Raw genomic sequence first — 15,492 nt, forward strand, 5'->3', positions numbered from 1 at the left:
TAAAACAGGTATATTTTCTTTAAATTTTTTAATTTTTTATATTATTAACATAGCATCGCCATAAGAATAAAAGCGATATTGCTTTAAAATGGCTTCTTTATAAAGTTCAAGGGTTTTTTTACGCCCTATAAAAGAAGCTACTAGCATTAATAAGGTAGTCTTTGGCAGGTGAAAATTTGTAAGTAAAAAATTTGTCCTAAGTGGCTTATTAAAGGGGTGTAAAAATAAATCACAATAACCCTTTGTTTTTTTTGTCCTTATAAAATATTCTACGCACCTAGTAACTGTTGTGCCTACACAAAGTATATTTTTATCGCTTAAAATTAGCTTCGTAACTTCTTCATTTATATTAAAAAATTCACTATGCATAAGGTGATTTTGTATATTTTCACATTCAACGCCCTTAAAGGTACCAGCCCCAACATGTAAGGTTATAAAATGTAAATTATGATTTTTTTGCAAGGTGTTTATTAAATTTTTACTAAAATGAAGACTAGCAGTTGGGGCTGCTACTGCTCCTAAATTCCTAGCAAAAATACTTTGATAAGTGATTTCATCGCTTTTTTCATAAGCTCTTTTTATGTAAGGAGGAAGAGGTATGTGGCCGATTTGTTCTAAAAGTTCAAAAACTTGCTTAGTTTGTAAAAGTTCTTTATCTTTAATGAATTTAATTTTTCTTATTCCATTTTCTAAAAGTTCTAAAATTTCTACTTTTAAATTGTTGTCAAAATCTAAAATTTCACCCTTTTTAACCCTGCCTTTAATTTGTGCTAAAAAAGCATTATCGTTTAAGGGCTGGTGTAAAAAGCATTCTATCTTGCCTCCACTTTGCTTTTTTCCATAAATTCTGGCCTTAATTACCTTTGTATCATTAAAAATAATCTCACAATCTGGCAAAATTTCGCTTAAATGTTTAAATTGTAAATGCCTTATTTTGTCATTTTTTCTATCATAAACTAGAATTTTAGCATCTTCTTGGGGTATTAAGGGATAATTTGCTATTAAATTTTTTGGCAACTCATAATCATAATTTAAAAGCAATAAATCTTCATGAATCATTTTTATCTTTTTTGGCTGGATTTACCTTTTTTGCAATCATTATCGAAAGTCCATATAAAGCACATAGTGGAATAGCCATTAAAAATTGTGATATTACATCAGGTGGTGTCATCATCGCAGCAAAGACAAAGATAATTAATACACTTACCCTAAAATGTTTTTTTAAAAAAATATCATCAACAAGCCCTAATTTTGCAAAAAAATAAGTAATCACAGGCATTTCAAAGGCAAGTCCAAAGGCTATCATTAATTTTGTAAAAAAGCCAACATAAAGTCCTATGCTAATTAAGGGCTTAAAATTTTGCATATCAACGCCAAAGTCTATCAAAAATTTAAAGGCTAGGGGAACTACTATAAAATAGCAAAACAAGCAACCTAAAATAAACATTATACTAGCAAAGCTTACAAAGGGCAAGACTAGCTTTTTTTCATTATCATAAAGACCTGGTTCTACAAATTTCCAAAACTGCCAAAAAATCACGGGCAAAGAGAGTATAAAGGCAGCAAAAAAGCTTACTTTCATCGCAGTGAATAAGGGTTCTTGCAACTCAACAAAGGTTATTTGATTTGAAAATTCAGGTAAGATTTTTACAATAGGAGTTTGTAAGATATTTATAATATAGCTATTAAAAGCAAAGCATACAAAAAACAATATAAAAACGCATGCTACGCTTATAAAAAGTCTTTTTCTAAGTTCTATTAAATGTGGTTTTAAATCTTCAAACATATTAATCTTTCTTTACTTCATCATTTAAACTAGCTAATTTTTCATCTTTTAAATTTTCATTTTCTAACTTATCAAGGGGCTTAACTTCATCTATATTATTGCTTTCTTTTCTACTATCAAAGGTTAAATCCACCTTAACATTATTTGCAATATCCCTTTTTAAATCATCAAATTCTTCAAAGCTAAGTTTTTTTCTTATATTTTCGTTAGCTTGAGAAAATTCATCTTGGAATTTTCTAGTTTCTTCTTTAAGCTCATTAATGCGAATTTCTTTTTCAATGCTAGATTTTGCCTCATCTACATTGCGTTTTAAGGCCTTCCAAATTTTAGCTAATTGTATTATAGTTTCAGGGAGTTTTTCAGGTCCTAATATTAAAATTCCAATAACTATTATGACTAAAATTTCTCCCATACTCATAATTTAAATTCGCTTTTAACTTTCAATTTTTGGCTCCCCAAAATATTTTGTCAATGTTTCTTTTAAATCATCTTCTTTATTAAATTTCTTAGCATCCTTAATAAGTGATTCAAAATGGGCTTTATTATCTTGTTTTATGTTATTTTGCGTTATGCTTTGAAGTTTGCTTTCATCTATGTTTATAGCCTTTTTTACTTCAATTTTTGCATTTGGTCCAAATTCTTTTTGAAATAATTGAACTATCCTTTTAAAGCCTTTATTTAGAAGATTCCTATCTTCATTTTCTGCACTTGAACTAATGTTTAAAATATTATTTTCAAAGCTTAAAAAATGTGTATTTTTCTTAAAGCAATCCCCAAGGTCAAAGTCCCTATCATAAATTAACTCAAGCAACCTATCATAAGCGTTTTTAGCAGAACTAGTATTTTTAGTAGAACTTGGATTTTGTATATTTTGACTTAAAATTTGAATAGGGGCGTTTTGTATCTTAGTAATTTGGGCGTCAATTTCCTTTAAATTGCTTGCTTCCATCATCATAAAAGCCATTACACACAAGGTAAAGCCATCATCATTGCTAATCATAGTCTTTGCCCTAGATAAAATTCTAAAAAATCTCTCATACATAAGGGTGCTAAATTCAGGGCTTTGTTCAAAAAATTTCTCTTTTAAATAAAAAATCATTTCATCTATAACGCTACCTGCCTCGTAATCTTGCAAGTCTTTTAAATAAGTAAAAATCTTTTCTTTATCCCTTTGCAAAATGGCTTGATAAAACTCTTTTATACTTTGTGGGTCTAAAAAGCCTAACATTTGCGTAATTTTAGCTGTGCTTAATTTATTTTCACAATAAATAATTGCTTGGTCTAGCAAGGTTAGGGTATCTCTTAAAGAACCATTTGCACTTCTAGCTATAAATTTTAAGGCCTCTTCTTCAAATTCCACATTTTCTTTTTCTAAAATATTTTTTAAATGACTTAAAATTTCATTAAGCGAAATTTGTTTAAAACGAAAATGTTGAGTGCGTGAAAGAACGGTCGCTGGTAGTTTTAAGGGGTCAGTTGTAGCAAGTATAAATTTAACATAAGCAGGGGGTTCTTCAAGGGTTTTTAAAAGAGCATTTGCTGCTTGAGTTGTTAGCATATGCACTTCATCTATGATAAAAATTTTAAATCTTGCCATAGACGGAGCATACTTTGTTTGTTCTATAAGGCTTTGAATATCTTCAAGCCCTCTATTACTTGCTGCATCCATTTCTATAATATCAATATGCTTATTTTCAAGGGCTGCAAGGCATTGCTTACATTCTCCACAAGGAGTAGCACTAGGTCCCTTTTCACAAACTAAGGCCCTTGAAAAAATTCTAGCACTAGATGTCTTCCCACTTCCTCTAAGCCCTGAAAATAAATAAGCATGTGCTAATTTTTGCGAATTTAGGGCATATTTTAAACTTATACTAATGGTTTTTTGGCCGACAAGCTCGTCAAAGGTCTTAGGTCTATATTTTAAGGCTAGGGCTTGAAACATTTTTACTCATTCATTATAGATAAAAGTTCAGCATTATCTTTTGTTTTAAGCATCTTAGAATATAAAAATTTCAAGGCCTCAACATCATCCATAGTAGAAACTGCAGAACGAATCGCCCAAATTTTTTGTAATTTACTTGGTTCTTGTAATAATTCTTCTTTTCTAGTGCCCGATTTTATAATATTTATAGCAGGATAAATTCTTCTATCTGAGATATTTCTATCAAGTATAATCTCACTATTTCCAGTGCCTTTAAATTCCTCGAATATCACATCATCCATTCTTGAACCAGTATCAATCAAGGCAGTGGCGATTATAGTAAGACTACCTCCATTTTCTATATTTCTAGCAGCCCCAAAAAAACGTTTTGGCTTATGTAAGGCATTTGCATCAACGCCTCCACTTAATACCTTACCAGAACTTGGCGTAGCTGTATTATAAGCCCTAGCAAGTCTAGTAATACTATCAAGCAGTATGATTACATCCTTGCCCATTTCTACCATTCTTTTAGCCTTTTCTATGATAAGTTCAGCTACCCTTACATGATTGTAAGCTGGTAAATCAAAGGTAGAACTAAAAACCTCTCCTCTAACACTTCTTTGCATATCAGTAACTTCTTCTGGCCTTTCATCGATTAAAAGTACTATTAAGTGCATTTCGGGGTGATTTTTAGCAATGGCAGAGGCTAATTCTTTCATAAGTTCAGTTTTACCCGTTCTAGGAGGCGCTACAATCAAGCCTCTTTGTCCTTTTCCAATAGGAGTAAATAAATCAAGCACCCTACCAGTTAACTTCATAGCATCATATTCAAGTTTAATTTTTTCAGTAGGAAAAATAGGGGTTAGATTATCAAATAAGGGTCTTTTTCTAGCTTCTTGTAATGGTACATAGTTAATAGCTTCTATTTGAAGTAGGGCATAATACTTCTCAGCCTCGTTTGGTTCTCTAACTTGCCCGGTTACTACATCCCCAACTCTTAATGCGAATTTGCGAATTTGAGAATTTGAAACATAGGCATCATTTACGCTATCGCTTAGATAATTATCCATTCCTCTTAAAAAGCCATAGCCCTCAGGACATATTTCTAAAATTCCTGTAAATAATATAAAGCCACCCTTTTTAGTTTGTGCCTTTAAAATTTCAAACATAAGTTCTTGTCTTAGAAATTCGCTAGGATTTTCTATCTCACATTCATTTGCAATTGCTACTAATTTTTCTAAATCAAGTAATTTTAAATCCTCTATCTTGTATCCATCCACTGGAATGTGGGTTCTTTGGTATCGTTTTTTTTCCATAAATCCTCGTAAGCTTGTTAAGTATTTTTGCAGTTTTAAGAATGTGATTTTAGAAAAAAAATATTTTTTTGTCAAATTTTAATTATAATTAGGAAAAAATTTTAAAGTGAAAATATGAAATGTACGCATTGTAGATTAGATTTTAATGAAAGTCAAATGATAAGGGCTAATGATAAATACTTTTGTTGCACGGGTTGTGAGAAGGTTTATGAGCTTTTATATGAAAATAAACTTGATGAATTTTATGAAAAATTAGGAAGCATTACCTTAAATCCCGTAAATTTAAGTACTAATATAAAAAATTATGATGATTTTATACGAAAAACTAAGGATGGTTTTAGTGAAATTTATTTAATGATACATGGCATTGAATGTGCGGCCTGTGTGTGGTTAAATGAAAAAATTCTTATAAAACAAGATGGAATTTTAGAACTAGATATTAATAATTTAACGCATAAAGCAAGGATTGTTTTTGATGAAAGTTTAATAAGCTTAGTTAAAATTTTAAGCTTAATTGAAAGCATAGGTTATAAGGCTAGTGCGTATGACCCGTTAAAAGTTGATAATAAGGCTACTATTTTAAAACGCGAATTTTATGCAAAATTAGTGGTCGGCATAGCTTGCGTTATGAATGTAATGTGGATAGCTGTTGCAAAATATGCAGGTTTTTTTAGTGGAATGGATGATGAGATTAAGGATATTTTAAATTTTGCTGAATTTATTTTGGCTACCCCCGTTCTTTTTTATACGGGGTCAAATTTTTATAAAAGTGCCCTAAAAGCCCTTAAAAATAAAAGCTTAAATATGGATACCCTAGTAATTAGTGGGGCAAGTCTTGCTTATGTTTATTCTTTAGTTGCTATGTTTACAAGGGTTGGCGAGGTGTATTTTGACTCTGTGGCTATGATAATTTGCTTTGTTTTTATAGGAAAATATTTAGAAGTATTTAGCAAAAAAAGGGCCTTTGATGCAGTTGATGGCTTAAATGACTTTTTACAAAATGAAATTTTAGTTTATAATGGACGTGATTTTGTTTTAAAACCTGTTAAAGAAGTAGCTATTAAGGATAGAATTTTACTTAGAAGTGGGGATAAAATTTTAATAGATGGCAAGGTTTTAAGTGGTCAAGCTAGTATTGATACTAGTTCTTTAAATGGAGAAAACGAACCCCTTTTGGTACAAAGTGGGAATTTAATAAATTCAGCTTGTATCGTCATTGATGGAAGCGTGGAATATGAGGCCTTAAAAAAATATGAAGATTCTAAACTTAGCCAAATCATAAAATTATTAGAATTTTCAAGTTCTAAAAAAACGCATATTCAAAGCCTTGTATCAAAGATAAGTGCTTATTTTTCACGCTCGATTTTAAGTATAGCCTTTTTATGCTTTTGTTTTTGGTATTTTATAAATAATAAAAGCGTGGAAATTTCGCTTGTCAATGCCATTTCTGTTTTGATAATTGCTTGTCCTTGTGCCTTAGCCCTTGCAACGCCTGTGAGTAATTTAGTAGCACTTGGCAAGGCCTTAAAAAAGCATATCTTATTTAAAAGCCCAGAAGTTATTGAAAAATTAAGCAAATGCAATATGGCAGTTTTTGACAAAACAGGGGTTTTAACCAAAAGTGAGCTTAAAATTTGCAATTTTTTTATAGACAAAGGCTTAAATTTAAATGAACTTTATAATTTTGTAAAACTCTCTTCTCATCCTATTTCTGCAAGTATTGCAAGATTTTTAAAAGATAGGGGAGAGATGGGTGAAAATTTAAATTTTAAAAAACTTTTTAATATACAAGCTAAGGGTTTAAAGGCAAGATTAGGGCAAAATGAGTTTATAGGTGGAAATTCATTGTTTTTAAAGGAAAATAATATACATATAAAGGACTTTGAAAATTCGCATTTTATCTTAGCGATAAATGGCGAAGTTAAGGCTTTTTTTGAATTTGAAAATGAGTTAAGAAGTGGTGCGATAGAATTAAGTAAGTATTTAAGAGAAGAAAAAATTAAGACTATGATTTTAAGTGGAGATAATGAAAAAGCAGTTTCAAAGGTGGCAAAGGCTTTGAATATTGCTAAATTTAAGGCTAATTGTCTGCCTCAAACTAAGCTTAATGAGCTAGAAAAAGAAAGTAAAAATCATAAAATTTTATTTGTGGGAGATGGGGTAAATGACGCCTTAGCACTAAATTTTGCAGCAGTTTCTATAACATTAAGTCAAGGAAGTGATTTAGCCATTGAAGGAAGTGATATTTTACTTTTAAAAAATGATTTAAATTCCTTAAAAACTGCCTTAAAATTATCTAAAAATACCTTTAAAATCATTAAGCAAAATTTGATATTTTCCATATTTTATAATATCTTGACCATACCACTTGCCTTTTTAGGTCTTATTAATCCACTAATTGCTGCCTTATCTATGTCCTTTAGTAGTATAATAGTGGTTTTAAACGCTTTAAGGATAAAAGAATGAATGGTGTAATTATGATGATGATAGCCGTGTCAATAGTGGGTTTTTTCATTATTTTAACGGCTTTATTATGGGGAATTCGTGGAAAGCAGTTTGATGATGATTATAAATTTACAACCCTTGATGATAGTGTAGAAGCCCTTAATGATGCTTATAACTTGCAAAAACGCAAAGAAGAGGCATTAAAAAGGAAAAAAAGGGATTAATCTTTTTTTAAATCTCTTTTAAATTTCTTATAATCATTGATTAAAATAAAAGGCAAAATAATAAATTTAAAAGGATTCTTAATAGCACTTAAAAGCGACTTGCCCCAGCGAAAACAAAGCATTTTTTTATGTCTTGCAATAGTATTTTTAAGTTCTTTTATTTCTTTGTCTTTGTTTAATAACTTTAAAAATTCTTTTTTTATATCTAAGATTTCTTTTTCTAGTTTTCTATCTAAATTTAAAATATTTTGCAAGTTATTATGTATAAAATTATTTTGTTTATAATGTGTATAATCAAGCCTTGTTAAAGCTTGTTTATAGGATATATTTTTAAATAACTCATTTTGAGAGAGTTTTTCTATGGGATAATATAAATGTGTAGGAGAACTTCCAAAAATATCCATATGAATATAATTAAAACTTGATAAAATTCTATCAACCTTTATCAAATCACCAACATAATTTGCCTCCACATATATCAAGGGGCGATTTTTTAAAATCAATGCTTTTAAACCCCTTAAAGCTTTATCTTCCATACCTTCAATATCAAGCTTTATCAAAGAAATTTCATCTTGTATATTTAGGCTATCTATGCTTTTACATTGTATGTAATCATCCTTTGTTTCTTCTTCATTAAGCAAGGTTAAGGACATTCCACCAAAATTATATGGATTTTCTTTTTTATAGTACGCCCTTTCTTCCTTGTCGCTCACCCCCATTTCATAGATAAAAATTCTATCTTCAAAGCCATTTATTTCTATACTTTTTCTAGCTATGTCAATCATTTTTTTATTCGCCTCAAAGGCAAAAATTTTAAAATTATGAGCTGCTAAAAATAAGCTATGATTTGCTATATTCATTCCTATATCTAAGATATTTGAATTTGGTTTTATACGAGTTATCATATCTTTTAGCATTTCTATTTCATAAGGGGCTTTAGTGTGAAAAATCGTTTTTTGTATATAATCGCTATCTTTAAAGGGTAGATACATTTTATATTTTATACCATTTTCAAAGCTTAATTCATAAAAATCATCTTGCATTTTTTTCCTTTTTAAAATCTTAAAAAGGTATGATACCCCCCCCCATAAAAATAAGCTTAAAAAGGCGAAATTTAAGAAAGTTCTTTAAAAATTTAGTGTGAAAAATAAATTCAAAGTAGTTTAGAATCCCCTTTAAAAAAGGGGAAATTTTTATAAGCTATCAATATAAGCATCAATTGCTTTAAAATCTTCTTCTGTTAAGTCCTTAACATTGATTTTCATGATATTGCCTTGACCATAGGCATTTCTAGTACCAGCCTTATACTCACTCATATATTTAAGTCTTTCATCTTGTGATAATGTTTTAAGGGCTGGAACCTTTCCAAGATAAACCTTATCAGCTTTAGGTCCGTGACAAACTGCACATTTTTTATAAAGTGTAGCCCCATCCGCTGCAAAAGCTGATATCCCAATACATGCTGCCATTGACATAACTAGCAATTTTTTCATTTTATACTCCTTTTGATAAAATCAAGTTATTATAATTAGTTATTCTTAAATAATTTTTATTAATTATAAAAAAATATATTAATTTTTGAATTTAAAATATGTTTTAAAAGTATAAAATATTATTAAAGCAACTTTATAAAACTATAAGCTATCAATATATGCTTCAATAGCCTCAAAATCTTCTTCTGTTAAACCTTTAATATTTTGAGTCATAATTTTACCTTGACCATAGGCATTTCTAGTACCTGCTGCGTATTCTTTCATATATCCAAGTCTTTGTTCAGCTGTTGAATCTTTAAGAGCTGGAACCTTTTTTAAATATACCTTATCAGCTTTAGGTCCGTGACAAACTGCACATTTTTTATAAAGTGTAGCCCCATCCGCCGCAAAAGCTGATATCCCAATACATGCTGCCATTGACATAACTAGCAATTTTTTCATTTTATACTCCTTTTGAGAATTTAATTCTAAAAAATTGTAATTAATTATTCTTAATCTTTCTTTATTATTTAATGAAAAATGCTTAAATTTTATAAACTTATATTATAATATATCTTATGAAAGACAAGGCTTTATTTTTAGATAGAGACGGCATTATCAATGTTGACAAGCATTATTTATATAAAATTGAAGAAGTGCAATTTTGTCAAGGAATTTTTGAACTTTGCAAGTATTTTAAGTTACAAAATTATATTATAATAGTAGTTACGAATCAATCAGGCATAAATAGAAAGTATTATAGTGAAAAAGATTTAGTTATTTTACATGAATTTATGCGTTTAGAATTTGAAAAAAAAGGCATTAAGATTAGTAAATTTTATCATTGTCCTCACTTAGAAAGTGAAAATTGTGAGTGTAGAAAACCTGCCCCTGGTATGATTAAACAAGCACTTAAAGATTTTAACATAAATGTGAGCACTTCTTTTTTATTAGGCGATAAGTTAAGCGATATGCAAGCAGGGCAAAGGGCAGGGATTAAAAATTTATTTCTTATAAATGAGAATTTTAAAGAAAAATTTGATTATTTTAAGATTTTTAAAAATTTAAATGAGTGTTTAGATTATTTTAAGAAAGGTTTAGTATGAAGATAGTAATCACAGGTGGGGCAGGGTTTATAGGTTCAAATTTAGCCCTTTGTTTGCAAGAAAAACATGAAATTTTAGTTATAGATAAAATGAGAGGGCAAAGCTATTTAGACAATGGAAATTTAGAATGTTTAGGGCATTTTAAAAATTTGCTAAATTATAAGGGGAGACTTTTTATAGGCGATATAAATGACAAAGAAACATTTAAAAAAATAAGTGATTTTAAGCCCAATATTATCTTTCATCAAGCTGCTATTTCAGATACAACTGCTTACAATCAAAATCAAGTTTTAAGCACGAATTTAAATAGCTTTGAAGAATTTATAAAACTTAGCATAAAGCTTAATGCAAAATTAATCTATGCAAGCTCAGCCTCTGTTTATGGAAATTTGCCAAGCCCTCAACAAGTAGGAAAAGAAAATCCTAAAAATCCCTATGCTTTTTCAAAATTAATGATGGATAATATGGCTAAAAAATATTACAAAAAAGCCCATATAGTAGGACTTCGCTATTTTAATGTTTATGGGAATGGTGAGTATTTTAAAGGAAAAACTGCGTCTATGATTTTGCAACTTGGCTTACAACTTTTAAAGGGCGATAATCCTAAGCTTTTTAAAGGAAGTGATAAAATTTTTAGAGATTTTGTTTATATTAAAGATGTTGTGAGTGCAAATTTAAAGGCACTTGAAGCAGAGTGTGGGGTTTATAATGTAGGAAGTGGTAAGGCAAGAAGTTTTCAAGACGTACTAGACATTTTACAAAAAGAATTAAATACAAATTTAACTTGTGAATATATTAAAAATCCATATATTAACGCTTATCAATTTCACACCCAGGCCCAGCTTGATAAAAGTTTTGCTTATGAGAGTGAATTTAGCTTAGAAGAAGGAATTAAAGATTATTTAGATGAGATTAAAAGAATATATGAAGAGGAACTAAAAAATGCTTAAACTTTTAGCCTCAAAAAGCCCTAAAATTTTAGTAATGGGCGATTTTATGGTGGATAATTATATATGGTGTGAGTGTTCTAGGATTAGCCCTGAAGCACCTGTTATAGTGGCAAAATCTTTAAATGAAGATAAAAGACCAGGTGGGGCGGCTAATGTTTATGCAAATTTAAAGGCACTTGGGGCTGATGTTTTTGGGCTTGGCGTGGTTGGAGATGATGAGAGCGGGGATTTTTTAAAGGCAAATTTAAAGGCAAAATTTATAACTCAAAAGGGAAGAAAGACCCCCCTTAAAAACCGAATTGTAGCACATAATCAACAAGTTTTAAGGCTTGATGAAGAAGATTGTGATGATATTTTGGTAATAGATGAATTAATGCTTGAATTTGATAAAATAGCAAGTGATTTTGATGCTATCATTTTAAGCGATTATGCAAAGGGCGTTTTAACGCGTGAATTTTGTGCCTTTGTGATTGAAAAGGCAAGGGCTTTAAAAATTCCTGTTTTAATAGATCCAAAGGGCAGTGATTATACAAAATATAAAGGAGCTACGCTTTTAACGCCTAATAAAAAAGAAGCCTTACAAGCTTTGAAAATGGAAAATTTAGATGATAGAAATCTTGAATTTGCACTTATAAGATTAAAGGATGAATTTAATCTAAAATACGCCATAATAACGCTTTCAGAAGCAGGGATTGCCGTTTATGATGAGCATTTAAGCATAGTACCAGCTAAGGCAAGAGAGGTTTTTGATGTAACAGGGGCAGGTGATAGCGTAATAGCAGTTTTAGCCTTTTGCCTAGCCTTAGATGTTCCTATAATAACAGCTTGTGAAGTAGCAAACAAAGCAGCAGCTGTTGTGGTTAGTAAAATAGGAAGTGTTAGCGTTAGCTTTGAAGATATGCAAAATCACGATAAAGATGGCTTTGAAAGTAAGATTAAAAGCAAAGATGAGCTTATAAAAATTTTAAAAAATAATCATAAAAAGGTAGTTTTTACAAATGGTTGTTTTGATATTTTGCATTTTGGACATATAAAATATTTGCAAAAGGCTAAAAAATTAGGTTCTATGCTTATAGTAGGCTTAAATTCAGACTCAAGTATCAAAAGATTAAAAGGCGAAGAAAGACCTATAAATTCAGAATTTGAAAGGGCTTGTTTATTGGCTTGTTTATCCTTTGTAGACTTTGTAGTTATCTTTGATGAAGATACGCCTTATGAACTTATCAAGGCTTTAAGACCTGATATTTTAGTTAAGGGGAGTGATTATAAAAATAAGGAAGTAGTTGGGACTGATTTGGTTGAAAGGGTTGAGTTAATGGATTTTGAAGAAGGATTTAGTACTAGTAAAATCATAGAAAAAATAAGGGGTATAAAATGATAAAAATAGTAGAAAATGAATTTGAAAAACACCTTGAAACTTTAAATAATACTAAGCTTTTAAGTGGCGAAATTTCAAGGGCTGGTGGGCTTTTAGTAGAGACCTTAAAAATGGGTGGTAAGATTTTAATTTGTGGAAATGGAGGAAGTGCAGCCGATGCCCAGCACTTTGCAGCAGAATTAAGTGGACGCTATAAAAAAGAAAGAATGGCACTAAGTGCAATCTCTTTAAGCACGGATACTTCAGCCCTTACTGCTATAGGCAATGATTATGGCTATGAGTTTGTATTTTCAAGACAGGTTTTAGCACTGGCAAAAAAGGGCGATGTTTTAATAGGAATCTCAACAAGTGGGAAAAGCCCAAATGTCTTAAATGCACTTGATGAGGCAAAGAAAATAGGGCTTTTATGCCTTGGTCTTAGTGGTAAAGGTGGAGGGTTTATGAATGAAAAATGCGATATAAATTTAGTAGTCTCTAGCGATGATACAGCTAGAATTCAAGAAATGCATATTTTAATAATACACTCTTTATGTCAAATAATTGACAATGCCTTTGATTAAAAAGGCATTATTATTAAAATAAAAAGCTTAAAAGCTTAAAATTATAAAATGAAAAGTAAAAACTACTAAAAATTTAATCTATACGATTTTTCCAATTTTTTTAGAAAACAAAGTCCTAAGTGTTAAGAAAAAATTTAATTTACACATACATTTAATATATCTTTCTTGCTTTGACCATATATAAGCTTTTTAAGCATTCTATAAAGTTGTATTGTAGGCACACTTTTTTTGCTTTTTCAAATAATAAATTTAATTCAAAGTATTAATTTTGTTTTTATGTTTAATTTTTCATATAAATTTGGATATTTTTTAAAATATAAGGGAAATATGTTATTTTTTACTCTCCAACTTGCCTTTCTGGCTTGTCTTTTTTTGTATTAGATAAATTATTATCATGTCTTTTATAGATATATAAATTTTCGTGTAAAAATCCTAAATTTTCATTATACAAAGCAAATCGTAAAAAATATTCATAATCTTCGGCTAAAAATAAATTTTCATTGTATTTTCCTACTTGCTTTGTAGCTTCACTTCTATATAAAAAATAAGTCATACGAGATTTTTCTATAAAATCTACCATTGTGTCACATACAGCTACTTCAAATTCCTTTACAATAATATCTTTGTGTATTAATCTTATTGTATGGTCACAATATACTAAATCAATATGTTTATTCTCATTTAAAAATTAATCATTCTTTCAAACGCATTTTCCCTAAATATATTATCGTCACTAGTCCAAGTTAAATACCCCCCATCCCATTATTATTTAAGGCATATTCAAAACCTATATTTAAAGACTTCGGTAATTTTTGATTAATTTCATTATTGATTATATGAATTCTTTTATCCTTGTTTGCATATTCTTGTATAATTTCTGTGTGTTATCAGTAGAACAATCATTTACAATTATGTGAGTTTAAAATTATTATAACTTTTATTTAAAATACTATCAATAGCACTTCTTATATATTTTTGCTATTATATGTTGGTAAAACTACATTAATTAAATCTCTCATTTTTAAAAAACTCCCTTATATATTTTATTATCTTTTTACTTGCCTTGCCGTCTTCATAGGGATTTTTTACGCTAACGCGAGTAGCTTTTTTATTTTGTTTTAAAATTTTACTAGCTTCTTTAAATATATTTTTTTCATCAGCCCCTACTAATTTTGCACATTTCATTTTAATCCCTCCCATTCTTTCAGTTGTGTACCTAGCTACCAAAATAGGCACTTTAAAGCTTGTGCCTTCTTCTTGTATGTCTCCATTATCAGTTATAATAAGCTTTGCATATTTCATAACATAAACTAAATTTGGATAATTTAAAGCAGGGACTAAAACAATATTTGAAAATTTATCAAGTGTTTCAATAAGTACTTTTTTTACATTTGGATTTTGGTGTAGGGGTATTATAAATTGGTGTGTTTTAAAAATTTTAGCTAGTTTAATTATAGCCTTTAAAATATATTGCAGTCTTTTCCCATGATTTTCTCTTCTGTGTATGGTAATTAAAACTGATTTGCTTTTAAAATTATTTTTATTAAATTTATCGCTAAGTTTTGAAATATCATTTAAGAATTCATTTTCATTTAACTTAATAGCAAATAAAGCATCTATTGAAGCATTGCCTGTTATGTGTATTAAAGAATCATTTACACCTTCTTTTTTAAGACATTTGCTACTATTTTTGTAGGGGCAAAATGCAAATTTGCAATTTTAGAAATCATAACCCTTATAGCTTCTTTTGGGAATGGTTCAAATATCATAAGACCTTAATCCAGCTTCTACATGAAAAATAGGAACTTTATTATAAAAACTTGCCAAAGCCCCACAAAAAGCACTCATAGTATTGCCTTGTACTATAGTGGCATCTATTTTGTGTTTTAAAAATTTTATTTAATTTAGTTAAAAGATTGGCTTGTAAATCACATAATTGTTGATTATCTGTCATAATATCTAGGTTAATATCAGCCTTTATACTAAAAAATTTTAAACTTTGATTAGATAATTTTTTTTGTTGTTCGCTATTTGCTATTAAAAGCCTAAATTCTTTATGTTTTTGAAATTTTAAAATTAAAGGTGCTAATTTAATAATTTCAAAAAGAATTAAAATATTTTTCATTAATAATCCTTGTAATATTAAAAAAATAATGTAATAGTATCACAAAAAAAAATAAACATTTTTTTTAACGCAGGTGAAAATTATATAAAATATCTAGTTGTTTTAATAACTAGCATAGTTAAAAATACAGATAAAAAAAGCCTAAAAGAATTTTGTTAAAAACCAGTTTTTAAGGCTAGTGAGAGTAGTTTTTTAAGCTATTGTGAAAA

The 15,492-nt window shown here is 29.1% G+C and carries 17 protein-coding genes and 1 pseudogene; 6 read left to right on the forward strand and 12 right to left on the reverse strand.

The genetic code is table 11. The features are described 5' to 3' along the window. Positions 1 to 36: 36 nt before the first annotated feature. From queA to rho, 5 genes are read right to left on the reverse strand one after another with little or no spacing between them, the layout of a single operon-like run. Complete coding sequence (gene queA, locus FMM58_RS05645) at positions 37 to 1,056, reverse strand: tRNA preQ1(34) S-adenosylmethionine ribosyltransferase-isomerase QueA (RefSeq protein ID WP_411675304.1); 1,020 nt, start codon at positions 1,054 to 1,056, stop codon at positions 37 to 39. After that, positions 1,049 to 1,786, reverse strand: coding sequence for a twin-arginine translocase subunit TatC (gene tatC, locus FMM58_RS05650; protein ID WP_150150933.1), 738 nt, complete (start codon positions 1,784 to 1,786; stop codon positions 1,049 to 1,051). The genes queA and tatC overlap by 8 nt, the downstream gene beginning before the upstream one ends. 1 nt (position 1,787) lies before the next feature. After that, positions 1,788 to 2,204, reverse strand: coding sequence for a Sec-independent protein translocase protein TatB (tatB, locus tag FMM58_RS05655; protein WP_150139781.1), 417 nt, complete (start codon positions 2,202 to 2,204; stop codon positions 1,788 to 1,790). Between the two features lie 15 nt (positions 2,205 to 2,219). Continuing rightward, positions 2,220 to 3,728 carry a DNA polymerase III subunit gamma/tau gene (locus FMM58_RS05660; protein ID WP_150139779.1) on the reverse strand — a complete coding sequence of 503 codons (1,509 nt, stop codon included), beginning with the start codon at positions 3,726 to 3,728 and terminating at the stop codon, positions 2,220 to 2,222. A 2-nt stretch (positions 3,729 to 3,730) separates the two neighbouring features. Continuing rightward, a complete protein-coding gene (rho, locus tag FMM58_RS05665; RefSeq protein ID WP_150139777.1) occupies positions 3,731 to 5,023 on the reverse strand; it encodes a transcription termination factor Rho in 1,293 nt (430 codons plus the stop codon). 114 nt (positions 5,024 to 5,137) lie between these two features. Here rho and FMM58_RS05670 point away from each other — a divergent pair, with 114 nt between their 5' ends. Both FMM58_RS05670 and FMM58_RS05675 read left to right on the forward strand, forming a co-directional pair. Then, a complete protein-coding gene (locus FMM58_RS05670; RefSeq protein ID WP_150180497.1) occupies positions 5,138 to 7,489 on the forward strand; it encodes a heavy metal translocating P-type ATPase in 2,352 nt (783 codons plus the stop codon). Further along, the gene (locus FMM58_RS05675; RefSeq protein WP_150139773.1) at positions 7,486 to 7,692 is read left to right on the forward strand and encodes a cbb3-type cytochrome oxidase assembly protein; all 207 of its coding nucleotides are present in this window, start codon (positions 7,486 to 7,488) and stop codon (positions 7,690 to 7,692) included. Before FMM58_RS05670 ends, FMM58_RS05675 begins: the two co-directional genes overlap by 4 nt. On the opposite strand, the gene FMM58_RS05680 is transcribed toward FMM58_RS05675, so the two are convergent. From FMM58_RS05680 to FMM58_RS05690, 3 genes are all read right to left on the reverse strand, one after another. Then, a complete protein-coding gene (locus FMM58_RS05680) occupies positions 7,689 to 8,735 on the reverse strand; it encodes an FkbM family methyltransferase (RefSeq protein ID WP_150139771.1) in 1,047 nt (348 codons plus the stop codon). The two genes, FMM58_RS05675 and FMM58_RS05680, sit on opposite strands and share 4 nt — an antisense overlap. A 150-nt stretch (positions 8,736 to 8,885) precedes the next feature. Then, positions 8,886 to 9,185: a c-type cytochrome gene (locus FMM58_RS05685; RefSeq protein WP_150139769.1), complete on the reverse strand. Its 300-nt coding sequence runs from the start codon at positions 9,183 to 9,185 to the stop codon at positions 8,886 to 8,888. 141 nt (positions 9,186 to 9,326) lie between these two features. After that, a complete protein-coding gene (locus FMM58_RS05690) occupies positions 9,327 to 9,626 on the reverse strand; it encodes a c-type cytochrome (RefSeq protein ID WP_150139767.1) in 300 nt (99 codons plus the stop codon). 116 nt (positions 9,627 to 9,742) lie between these two features. Between FMM58_RS05690 and FMM58_RS05695 the strand changes: the two genes are divergently transcribed. From FMM58_RS05695 to gmhA, 4 genes are read left to right on the forward strand one after another with little or no spacing between them, the layout of a single operon-like run. Continuing rightward, entirely contained in the window at positions 9,743 to 10,270 is a 528-nt protein-coding gene (locus FMM58_RS05695) for a D-glycero-alpha-D-manno-heptose-1,7-bisphosphate 7-phosphatase (RefSeq protein ID WP_150139765.1), read from the forward strand. Further along, complete coding sequence (rfaD, locus tag FMM58_RS05700) at positions 10,267 to 11,220, forward strand: ADP-glyceromanno-heptose 6-epimerase (RefSeq protein WP_150139763.1); 954 nt, start codon at positions 10,267 to 10,269, stop codon at positions 11,218 to 11,220. The genes FMM58_RS05695 and rfaD overlap by 4 nt, the downstream gene beginning before the upstream one ends. Beyond that, positions 11,213 to 12,598, forward strand: coding sequence for a D-glycero-beta-D-manno-heptose-7-phosphate kinase (gene rfaE1, locus FMM58_RS05705; protein WP_150139761.1), 1,386 nt, complete (start codon positions 11,213 to 11,215; stop codon positions 12,596 to 12,598). The genes rfaD and rfaE1 overlap by 8 nt, the downstream gene beginning before the upstream one ends. Continuing rightward, positions 12,595 to 13,158 (forward strand): D-sedoheptulose 7-phosphate isomerase, encoded by a 564-nt coding sequence (gene gmhA, locus FMM58_RS05710; protein ID WP_150139759.1) that lies wholly within the window; start codon positions 12,595 to 12,597, stop codon positions 13,156 to 13,158. Before rfaE1 ends, gmhA begins: the two co-directional genes overlap by 4 nt. A gap of 337 nt (positions 13,159 to 13,495) precedes the next feature. Here the strand turns inward: gmhA and FMM58_RS05715 are convergent, their stop codons facing one another. From FMM58_RS05715 to FMM58_RS05740, 4 genes and pseudogenes are all read right to left on the reverse strand, one after another. Continuing rightward, the gene (locus tag FMM58_RS05715; RefSeq protein ID WP_150139757.1) at positions 13,496 to 13,738 is read right to left on the reverse strand and encodes a hypothetical protein; all 243 of its coding nucleotides are present in this window, start codon (positions 13,736 to 13,738) and stop codon (positions 13,496 to 13,498) included. A gap of 163 nt (positions 13,739 to 13,901) precedes the next feature. Continuing rightward, a complete protein-coding gene (locus tag FMM58_RS09370) occupies positions 13,902 to 14,033 on the reverse strand; it encodes a glycosyltransferase family 2 protein (protein ID WP_150139810.1) in 132 nt (43 codons plus the stop codon). A gap of 127 nt (positions 14,034 to 14,160) precedes the next feature. After that, positions 14,161 to 15,006 (reverse strand): annotated as a pseudogene (gene wecB / locus FMM58_RS08720) (non-hydrolyzing UDP-N-acetylglucosamine 2-epimerase). Next, positions 14,969 to 15,283: a hypothetical protein gene (locus FMM58_RS05740; RefSeq protein WP_150139750.1), complete on the reverse strand. Its 315-nt coding sequence runs from the start codon at positions 15,281 to 15,283 to the stop codon at positions 14,969 to 14,971. The pseudogene wecB and the gene FMM58_RS05740 overlap by 38 nt, the downstream one beginning before the upstream one ends. Positions 15,284 to 15,492: the final 209 nt, after the last annotated feature.

This window comes from Campylobacter sp. LR291e (assembly GCF_008633915.1).
Classification (GTDB): Bacteria; Campylobacterota; Campylobacteria; order Campylobacterales; family Campylobacteraceae; genus Campylobacter_D.